This is a genomic window from Kitasatospora sp. NPDC033851, from assembly GCF_055576085.1.
Window position 1 is genome coordinate 64160 of the sequence record NZ_JBVIRL010000002.1, and the last position, 8923, is coordinate 73082.

Genomic DNA, 8923 nt, shown 5'->3' on the forward strand with positions numbered 1-8923 from the left:
GGGGGAAGGGGGACGCACGCGCGGCGCGTCACCGGAAGTGCTGGCTGGGCACTTCGGCACACGCACTGTGAGCTGGGCTCACGAGGGCATGCGCCTGCCGGGAAAACGCGGTCGTGTGCGCGGGTTTCCAGCGTCTCACCAAAGACGGAAAGGGTCAACACGATCACCGCACGCTACCGCGCCCCTGTCACCTGCCCGGCGGTGTGGTCACGCCTGGGGGGTTGTCGGGACGGGTCCACCACGTGCTCGTGGATCATCGTTCGATGCGGAGTCAACCACGAGTCTGCCCGGATGGCAACCTCGTGACACCGACCGTTCCGGATCTTTTCCCGGTGGACCCGGCGGCGGGCCCGCGGCGGGCCCCCGGGCGGCGGCTCAGCGGATCTCGAAACCCTCGTAACCAGGGCCGACGGCCGTCCAGATCTCGGTCACGCCGCTGACGTTCCCCGGGGTTCCGGGGCCGCGCAGCAGGGCCAGCAGCTGCTCGCAGTCGGCCGCGAGTCCCTCGGCGACCACCTGCACCCGGCCGTCGCCGAGGTTGCTCGCGTAGCCGGTCAGGCCGACCTCCAGCGCCCGTGCCCTGGTCCACCAGCGGAACCCGACCTGCTGGACCTTCCCCCGGACCCAGGCGGTGACCCGGACCGGTTCCTCACTGTGGGCGTCGCGACCGTGCATGCCCCGACCCTAGCCGCCCGCGCGCCCGGTCACCGCTCGGGTCCGGGGCCCGGGGCCGCGCACGGGAGCGGCCCCGCCGGAGGAACCGGCGGGGCCGCGTGGAGTCGTGGGGAGTCGTGGGGAGTCGCGTGGCGATCGAACGCTCGGGCCTGGGGCTACCAGTCCCCGCCGCCGCCGAAGTCGCCGCCACCGCCGAAGTCGCCCCCGCCACCGGAGTCGCCACCGAAGCCGCCGAAGTCGCCGCCGTTGAAGTCGCCGCCGGTGTAGTCGCCACCGTCGTACTGGTCCTGGTAGCCGTGCTGGTGGCCGCCGTCCATCATGGGCGCCGCGTAGGCCGGGGTGCTCATCATCGAGCCGAGCATGGTGCCGACCAGCAGGCCCGGCAGCAGGCCGCCGCCGAAGCTGCTGTAGTAGCCGCCCGCGTACGGGGCGTACGCGGGGCCGGCGTTCCAGTACGGCTGCGGGCCGTGCTCGGTGTCCACGGTGCGGACGGCCGGGTCGAGGCCGGCCGCCACCCGGTCCGCGTCGGCCTGGCAGACCGGGACGGAGCGGGCGGAGCCGCCGGCCGGGGCCCAGTCGACGTCCTTCACGGACGGGCCGTGGCGCGGGTCCATGAAGCACGGGGGACGGCGCTCGGGCAGCGGGCGGTTCTCCCGCCGGGCGCTCAGGGTGGCCAGCGCGAACCGGCCGTCCTCGATCGCCTCGGTGACCTGCTTGACGTCCTCGGGCCGCTTGGCCTCGTCCATCAGGCGCTTGGACTTCTCGTACGAGTCCAGGGCGTGGGCGTAGTCGGCGCGCTGGGCGTCGTCGGCGTCCCCCGCGCGCGGGTTGAAGTCGAGCCGGTCCAGCTCCTCACCGAACGCGGTGATGTCCTCGTCCACCACCCGGCGCAGTTGCTCCAGCTCGGCCCGGGCCTTCTCCTCCTTGCGCTTCTTGGCGCGGCGGAAGAGGAGGAAGACCCCGGCGCCGGCCAGGGCCACCAGCACGAGCGGGATGACGACCCAGGCGATCGAGGTGCTGTGGTTGACGCCCTGGCCCTTGGTCTGCGGGGCCGCCTGGTCGACGAAGTCGTTCAGGGTGGCGTCGATGTCGCCGTCGTGGGAGCGGAAGGCCGCGCCGGAGACCCGCTCCGGGATGCCGGCGCCCATCGCGCCGCGGTCCGCGTGGGCCAGGAACTGGTTGCCGCGCCAGATCCCGTAGACCCCGTCGATGCCGACCAGGGTGCGCAGGTCCTTGAAGACGGTGTCCTTGCCGTAGGCCGGCGAGTCGGGGACCACCGCGATGAAGATCGGCTTGTCGGCCTTGTCGATCTTCTTGGTCAGGGCGTCTGCCTGGGCCTGGCTGAAGCGGCTGGTCATCGCCGGGTCGACGTAGACCTTGCCCTTCTTCAGGGTGCCGGAGGCGTCGCTCAGCCCGCCCGCGGCCGAGGCCGCCGGCGCCAACAGGAGCAGCAGCCCGAGCAGCGCCGCCACCAGGGCAAGCGGCCCGGCGCCCCGGGAACGTCGTGCAAGGGTTCTCATGCCCCCGACGCTACCGCGAGTGGCGTCGGAGCACGCCATACCCTTCGCATACTGGTAATAGCGGGGGTCCCCGCCGTCCGCCGGGGCCGCTCCCCTTCTCGGGGATGATGTTTCCCCCAGCCGACCCTGATGCGGGTGGCACGTGGGAACCGCAGGAGGCGCCCGGGCGTACGTCCCGGCGGGTCCGGCCCGATTCCGGGGCGCCCGAGGGGGCGTGCCGACCGTACCGCGCGAACGGGCATAGTGAGTCCCGGACCGTCGGTCCCATGACCTGTTCTTGACCCAACTCCCGATCGGAGCACTCGGTGATCATCGGCCTCGTCACCGCCGTGGCGGCATCCGCCTGCTACGGCACCGGCTCGGTCCTGCAGGCCGTCGGATCCCGCCGTTCCGCCCGGGAGGAGGCCGCCAAGGGCGCCACCACCTCGACGACCGAGCACGGCGGGCCGAGCCTGTCCTCGACCGCGAAGGCCGCCGTCACCTGGGAGTTCATCCTCGGCACGGTGCTCGACCTGATCGGCTTCGGGCTCGGCGCGCTGGCCGCGCGGCTGCTGCCGCTGTTCCTCTCCCAGACCATCATCAGCGCCAACCTGGTGATCACCGCGCTGCTCAGCATCAAGCTGCTGGGCATCCGGCTCAAGCAGCTGGAGTGGGCCTCGATCGGCGTGCTCTGCTCGGCCCTGGTGCTGCTGGCCGTCTCGGCCGGCCCGGAGGGCGGCCACCACGCGGCGATGTCCTTCCACTGGTGGCTGCTGATCATCACCATCGTGCTGCTGGCCGGCGGCAGCCTGCTGGTGCGGCGGATGGGCGCGAGCGGCGCGATCGTCGCCGGTCTGCTCTCCGGTCTCGGCTTCGGCGCCCTGGGCGTCGGCGTGCGCATCCTGAACGGCGTCGAGCCGTTCGACCTCGGCTCGCTGCTCTCCGACCCGGCGCTGTACGCGATCCTGGTCGGCGGCCTCGGCGGCATGTACATCCACACCGTGGCGCTGCAGATCGGCTCGGTGAACGGCGCGACGGCCGCGCTGGTGGTCGGCGAGACGGTGCTGCCCGGCGCGGTCGGCGTGCTCTGGCTCGGCGACTCCTCCAAGGCCGGCCTGGGCTGGCTCGGCGTGCTCGGCTTCCTGCTCGCGGTGGTGTCCGCGGTCGGGGTCGCCTACTTCGGCCAGGACACCCACGGCACGCCCGGCGACGCGGACGCCGAGCGGCCCGAACTCGCCGGCCGGAAGTAGGGCCAGGCCCGGCTCAGCCCCCGCTGCGGGCCCGCGGCACGCGCTGGCAGCGGGGGCAGAAGTAGCTGGAGCGGTTCATCCAGGCCGCCCGCCGGATCGCGGTGCCGCAGCGGCGGCAGGGCTCGTGCTCACGGCCGTAGGCGTCCAGGTCCCGGGAGAAGTAGCCGCTCTCGCCGTTCACGTTGACGTAGAGGCTGTCGAAGCTGGTGCCGCCGACGGCGAGCGCCGAGGTCATCACGTCCCGGGCGTGGGCCAGCAGGACGGCGGCCTGCGGGCGGGTCAACGTCGTCGTCGGGCGGTCGTAGTGCAGCTTGGAGCGCCACAGCGCCTCGTCGGCGTAGATGTTGCCGACGCCGCTGATCAGCGTCTGGTCGAGCAGCGCGCGCTTGACGGTGGTGCGCCTGGCGCGCAGCGCGGCCACGAAGGCCTCGTCGTCGAAGCGCGGGTCGAGCGGGTCGCGGGCGATGTGCGCGATGGAGACGGGCGTGCCCTCCGGGTCGCCGTCCTCGGCCTCCTCGACCGCCAGGCCGCCGAAGGTCCGCTGGTCGACGAAGCGCAGTTCGCGCCCGCCGTCGGCGAAGCGCAGGCGGACGCGCAGGTGCGTCTCGTCCGGCACCGACGGGTCCTGGACGAGGAGTTGGCCGCTCATCCCGAGGTGGCCGATCAGTGAGAAGCCCGCGCCGGTCCCGGACAGCGGCACCCACAGGTACTTGCCGCGCCGCTGCGCGGTGCCGAGGGTGGTGCCGGTCAGCCGGGCCGTGAAGTCGACCGCGCCGGCCGGCTGGCGGCGCACCGCGCGCGGGTGCAGCACCTGGACGTCGGCGACGGTCCGCCCGGCGACCCAGCTGGCCAGACCACGGCGGACGACCTCGACCTCGGGGAGTTCGGGCACGGGAAAACGCCTCCTGCGGAATCGATCGGCAGGAGAAGGCTACTGCGCCGTCACGCGCCGGCGGGCAGCCGGTCGGCGTACTTCTCCTTGATCGCGCGCCAGGCGCTCTCGGCGGCCTTCTGCTCGGCTTCCTTCTTCGAGCGGCCGACGCCGCTGCCGAAGTCCTCGCCGGCCACCCGGGCCGCTGCGGTGAAGGTCTTCTCGTGGTCCGGACCGGACTCCATGACCACGTACTCGGGAACCCCGATGCCCACCGACGCGGTGAGCTCCTGGAGGCTGGTCTTCCAGTCCAGTCCCGCGCCCAGCTGAGAGGACTCCTCGATCAGCGGGTCGAACAGCCGGTGGACGAACTCGGTGGCCGCGTCCAGACCCTGGTCCAGGTAGACGGCGCCGATCACGGCCTCGACGGTGTCGGCGAGGATCGACGACTTGTCACGGCCGCCGGTGCCCTCCTCGCCCTTGCCGAGCCGGATGAACGTGCCGAGCTCAAGGCCCCGGCCGACGTCCGCGAGCGCGCGGGAGTTGACCACCGCGGCGCGCAGCTTGGCGAGCGTGCCCTCCGGGACGTCCGGGTGGACGCGGTAGAGGGTGTCGGTCACCACCAGGCCCAGCACCGAGTCGCCGAGGAACTCCAGGCGCTCGTTGGTGGGCAGACCCCCGTTCTCGTACGCGTACGAGCGGTGGGTCAGGGCACGTACCAGAAGGGCGCGCTCGAGCGTGTACCCGAGGCGCCCTTCCAGGACGTCGTATTCGGTCGAAGCCGGCCCGCCGGCCTTGCCACCGCCTGAAGAGGAACCCTTCGGGGCGGCGGACGCCTTGCGGGTGGAGTTACCGTCCGACATCGATCCGTGCACCCCGCCGATCAGACCGAGAGGACCTGGCGACGGTTGTACGTGCCGCAGCTCGGGCACGCGAGGTGGCCCAGCTTCGGCTCGTGGCAGCGGTCGCACGCCACGAGGGCCGGAACGACGGCCTTCCAGTTGGACCGACGGTGGCGCGTGTTGCTGCGCGACATCTTCCGCTTCGGAACAGCCACGGCTACTTCTCCTGGTTCTCGGCGAGACCCTCACGGGTACCGCTGTTCTTAGTTCCCCGCCGCCCGTTAGCGACTTCGCCGCGGGCCTCGTCGCCGGGGGTGGCGGAGAGTCCCTGCAGTGCCGCCCACCGGGGGTCGACGGCGTCGTGGTGGTGCGCCGGGTCGTCGCTCAGGCGCGCTCCGCATTCGGAGCACAGGCCCAGGCAGTCTTCCTGGCACACCGGCTGCAACGGCAGTGCGAGCACCACCGCGTCACGCAGCACCGGCCGGAGGTCGAAGTAATCGCCCTCCAGACGGTAAGTCTCGTTCTCCGAGTCCTCTTCGAGGTCCTCGGTCCCCGTGGTCCGGGCGCGATGGCGCTCGTCGGACTCCGGGTAGTAGTACAGCTCCTGGAACTCCACGTCGATGTCGAAGTCGACGGGCTCCAGGCACCGCACGCACTCGCCCTCGACGTGGGCCTCGGCGGTGCCGGTGACCAGCACGCCCTCGACCACGGACTCCAGGCGGAGCTCCAGCTCGATCGGGCTCTTCTCCGGAACGCCGATCACATCGATGATCCCGAAGCCCTCGGGGGCCTCCAGGGTGCGGGTCACCTTGCGCATCCCACCGGCGCGACGACCCAGCTCGTGCGTGTCGAACACGAGGGGGTCGCGGTGGTCGAGGCGGTTCACGGTGTCCTGCACTTCCATGGGGATGATCGATGCGTCTCCGTCACGTCGGCGTCGCGAGGGCAAGCCGACAACCGGACATGGGGATGCCGGAGTGGTCAGACTACCGGAGTCTCCCGTCAGGCCCAACTTCGGTCCCGTCAGGAGACTCCGCGGAGGTCCGCTCAGCGGCCGCCGAGCTCCCTCAGCCTGGTCATGTCGATCATGCTGGTGTCGAAGAAGCTGGTCTCGTCCAGGCCCTGCTGCTGTTGCGGCACGGCGGGCGGCAGCGCCGGCGGCGCGGCGGGCTGCTGCGGGTAGTTGTAGCCGTCGTACGGCTGCGCGCCGTAGCCCTGCTGCTGGTAGCCGTAGCCGTCCTGCTGCTGGGCCGGGTAGCCCTGCTGCTGCTGCTGGTAGCCGCCGGCCTGCTGCTGGCCCCACTGGGTGTTGTACGGGTCGCCCTGCCCGGCCGGGTCGAAGCCGCCGCCGTACACCTCGGCGTACTGCCCGCCGGGCTGCTGGGCGGCCTCGTACCGGTCGGTCCCCTGGTCCTGCCAGCCGGCCGCGGCCGGGGCCTGCTCGGGCCAGGTCTGCTGCTGCGGGACGTCCTCGCGGTACCAGGCGATGTCCGCGCCGTCGGCGTCGCCGGCGAAGCCCGCCGCCACCGCCTCGGCCCGCTCCTTGGCCTGCTGCGCCTCGTCGGCGGCGGCCAGGTAGGCGCCCAGCTCGTCGATGGGCCGCTTGCCGAGGAGCTTGTCGCGCCCCTTGCCGACGGCCTCCAGGGTGGCGCTCAGCACGTTCTCCAGCGTGGCGAGCTTCACATCGACGTACTCGTCCACCTCGGGGCTCGGGCTGATCCGCTGCGGCCGGAACTCCTCGCCGTCGCCGTCGCCCTCGTGCTCGCTCTCGAAGACACCGGCGTCGCCGCGCAGCTTGGTGCGGCCGCGGCCGACCGCGCCGAGCGTCTTGGTCAGCACGACCTCGAAGTTGGCGAGCTTGCTGTCCACGTAGTCGTCGGCCTCGGCCCGCTTGGCCTCCACCTCGGTACGCGCCTCGGCGACAATCCGGTCCGCCTGGGACTGGGCCTGGCGGACCACCTCGGTGTCCGAGATCAGCGAGCCGCGCTCGGAGTGCGCCCCCTGGATGATCCGCTCGGCCTCGGCCTGCGCGCCTGCCACCACCTGCTCGTGGTCGGCCATCATCGACTGGGCCTGGGCGAGTTCGGCGGGCAGGGCCGCCTTGAGGTCGTTGAGCAGGCCGATCAGCTCGGCCCGGTTCACCACGCAGGAGGCCGACATCGGCATCGAGCGGGCGTTCTCGACCGCCGCCACGATCTCGTCGACCTTGTTCTGCACGTCCACGGGGGCTTCGTCTTTCCGTGTGCCGCCGACGGTCCGGCGGAGGCAGGCCCGACGCGGTGAACCTCACCGCAGGGCAGGGATACAGACTGTACGGCCACCGTGGGGCAGGGTCACAACGCCCGAACCGAACCGGCCTCCCGCCCATCGGACAAGGCGTGACGAACCGGCAGAAAAGGACAAGCTGCCGACTACTGCTCGGCCTTGCGCTCCGCGATCCGCTCGACCAGCCGGCCGTGCACCGTCTCGGGCAACAGGTGGGAGACGTCGCCGCCGTACGACGCGACCTCCTTCACCAGCGTGGAGGAGAGGAAGCTGTACGTCGGCGAGGTCGGCAGGAACAGCGTCTCGACGCCGGTCAGCCCGTGGTTCATCTGGGCCATCTGCAGCTCGTAGTCGAAGTCGCTGACGGCGCGCAGGCCCTTGACGATCGCCGGGATGCCGCGCTCCCGGCAGAAGTCCACCAGCAGGCCGAGGTGCGACTCGACCACGATGTTGCCGTACTTGGCGGTGGTCTCCTCGATGAGCTCGATCCGCTCCTCGATGGTGAACATGCCCTGCTTGTTCCGGTTGACCGCGACCGCGACATGCACCACGTCGTAGAGCTTCGAGGCCCGCTCGATGATGTCCAGGTGACCGTTGGTGATCGGGTCGAACGACCCGGGACAGACGGCTCGGCGCATGGCGTGTGTGCTCCCTCGTGGGGTGACGGCTCGTGCGGGCCCGCGGCCCGCTACTCCTGCTGGTCGGCCGCGGCGGCGGCACCGTACCAGAGCGTGCCCTCGCCGTAGCGGCGGGAGCGCAGCCCCTCGAAACCCTCGGGCCAGCCGAACTCGCCGCCACGGGTGCTGCGCTCCACGGTGACGAGTGTGTCCTCCGCGAGCCACCCCCCGGCCAGGAGTGTGATCAGCATCTCGCGGAGTTCCTCGTCCGTCACGGCGTACGGCGGATCGAGGAACACCAGGTCGTACGGGCTCGGCGGGGGCGGGCCGGCGACCACCTGCTCCGCCTTCGCGGCCCGCACCTCGGCGCCCGGCAGGCCGATCGCGCGGACGTTCTCCCGGATCACCCGGGCCGCCTGCCCGTCCGCCTCCACCAGCAGGACGTGCTCGGCGCCGCGCGACAGCGCCTCCAGCCCGACCGCGCCCGATCCGCCGAACAGGTCCAGCATCCGGACCCCGTGCAGGGTGCCGCGCAGCGCCTCCAGGGTGGAGAACATCGCCTCGCGGGCCTTGTCGGAGGTCGGTCGGGTGCCCCGGCCAGGCGGTACGGCCAGTCGGCGGCCGCCGGCCGCCCCGGCGATCACGCGGGTCATGGTGGTGGAAGGTCCTTTCGTCGCTGCCCGACCACGCTATCCCGCCCCGAGCCGAAGGGGCGCGCCGGTGCCGAAAGGGAGAAGCGAGGGAGCGAGGCACGAGCGAGGGAACGCCGACCGTCGGCACCGGACCCGAGCGCCCCGGAGGCGAGCGGGCGAGTCACAGCCGGGGGGCCCCCCCCCCCCCCGGGGGGGGCCCCGGGGGGGCGCCCCCCCCCCGCCCCCCCCCCCCCCCCCGGCGGGGGCGGGGC

10 protein-coding genes are annotated in these 8923 nt (G+C 72.4%); 1 reads left to right on the forward strand and 9 read right to left on the reverse strand.

Features of this window, described 5'->3' with window-relative positions; all coding sequences use genetic code 11:
• Window positions 1-375 precede the first annotated feature (375 nt).
• Together ACZ51D_RS03495 and ACZ51D_RS03500 are read right to left on the reverse strand one after the other, a co-directional pair.
• Window positions 376-675, reverse strand: a complete 300-nt coding sequence (locus ACZ51D_RS03495) for an acylphosphatase (RefSeq protein ID WP_360504624.1) — start codon at window positions 673-675, stop codon at window positions 376-378.
• Window positions 676-830: 155 nt separating this feature from the next.
• The gene (locus tag ACZ51D_RS03500) at window positions 831-2195 is read right to left on the reverse strand and encodes a hypothetical protein (RefSeq protein WP_465622265.1); all 1365 of its coding nucleotides are present in this window, start codon (window positions 2193-2195) and stop codon (window positions 831-833) included.
• Between the two features lie 305 nt (window positions 2196-2500).
• Between ACZ51D_RS03500 and ACZ51D_RS03505 the strand changes: the two genes are divergently transcribed.
• Complete coding sequence (locus ACZ51D_RS03505) at window positions 2501-3424, forward strand: DMT family protein (protein WP_360504620.1); 924 nt, start codon at window positions 2501-2503, stop codon at window positions 3422-3424.
• A 13-nt stretch (window positions 3425-3437) separates the two neighbouring features.
• Here ACZ51D_RS03505 and mutM read toward each other — a convergent pair whose 3' ends face one another.
• From mutM to rsmD, 7 genes are all read right to left on the reverse strand, one after another.
• A complete protein-coding gene (gene mutM, locus ACZ51D_RS03510) occupies window positions 3438-4316 on the reverse strand; it encodes a bifunctional DNA-formamidopyrimidine glycosylase/DNA-(apurinic or apyrimidinic site) lyase (RefSeq protein ID WP_465622266.1) in 879 nt (292 codons plus the stop codon).
• A 50-nt stretch (window positions 4317-4366) separates the two neighbouring features.
• Window positions 4367-5158 (reverse strand): ribonuclease III, encoded by a 792-nt coding sequence (rnc, locus tag ACZ51D_RS03515; protein WP_189923506.1) that lies wholly within the window; start codon window positions 5156-5158, stop codon window positions 4367-4369.
• Window positions 5159-5178: 20 nt separating this feature from the next.
• Window positions 5179-5352 (reverse strand): 50S ribosomal protein L32, encoded by a 174-nt coding sequence (gene rpmF, locus ACZ51D_RS03520; RefSeq protein ID WP_350641993.1) that lies wholly within the window; start codon window positions 5350-5352, stop codon window positions 5179-5181.
• Window positions 5353-5354: 2 nt separating this feature from the next.
• Window positions 5355-6041: a YceD family protein gene (locus ACZ51D_RS03525; protein ID WP_360504616.1), complete on the reverse strand. Its 687-nt coding sequence runs from the start codon at window positions 6039-6041 to the stop codon at window positions 5355-5357.
• Between the two features lie 143 nt (window positions 6042-6184).
• Window positions 6185-7360 (reverse strand): ATP synthase F0 subunit B, encoded by a 1176-nt coding sequence (locus ACZ51D_RS03530; protein ID WP_465622269.1) that lies wholly within the window; start codon window positions 7358-7360, stop codon window positions 6185-6187.
• A 188-nt stretch (window positions 7361-7548) separates the two neighbouring features.
• Window positions 7549-8040: a pantetheine-phosphate adenylyltransferase gene (coaD, locus tag ACZ51D_RS03535; RefSeq protein ID WP_360504612.1), complete on the reverse strand. Its 492-nt coding sequence runs from the start codon at window positions 8038-8040 to the stop codon at window positions 7549-7551.
• Between the two features lie 50 nt (window positions 8041-8090).
• Window positions 8091-8672 (reverse strand): 16S rRNA (guanine(966)-N(2))-methyltransferase RsmD, encoded by a 582-nt coding sequence (gene rsmD, locus ACZ51D_RS03540; RefSeq protein WP_465622270.1) that lies wholly within the window; start codon window positions 8670-8672, stop codon window positions 8091-8093.
• Between the last annotated feature and the right edge of the window lie 251 nt (window positions 8673-8923).

Bases quoted from the DNA above. Each gene is read 5' to 3' on its own strand.
- ACZ51D_RS03495 (WP_360504624.1), bottom strand. From the start codon at position 675: ATGCACGGTCGCGACGCCCACAGTGAGGAACCGGTCCGGGTCACCGCC.
- coaD (WP_360504612.1), bottom strand. From the start codon at position 8,040: ATGCGCCGAGCCGTCTGTCCCGGGTCGTTCGACCCGATCACCAACGGT.
- rnc (WP_189923506.1), bottom strand. From the start codon at position 5,158: ATGTCGGACGGTAACTCCACCCGCAAGGCGTCCGCCGCCCCGAAGGGT.
- ACZ51D_RS03500 (WP_465622265.1), bottom strand. From the start codon at position 2,195: ATGAGAACCCTTGCACGACGTTCCCGGGGCGCCGGGCCGCTTGCCCTG.
- rsmD (WP_465622270.1), bottom strand. From the start codon at position 8,672: ATGACCCGCGTGATCGCCGGGGCGGCCGGCGGCCGCCGACTGGCCGTA.
- ACZ51D_RS03525 (WP_360504616.1), bottom strand. From the start codon at position 6,041: ATGGAAGTGCAGGACACCGTGAACCGCCTCGACCACCGCGACCCCCTC.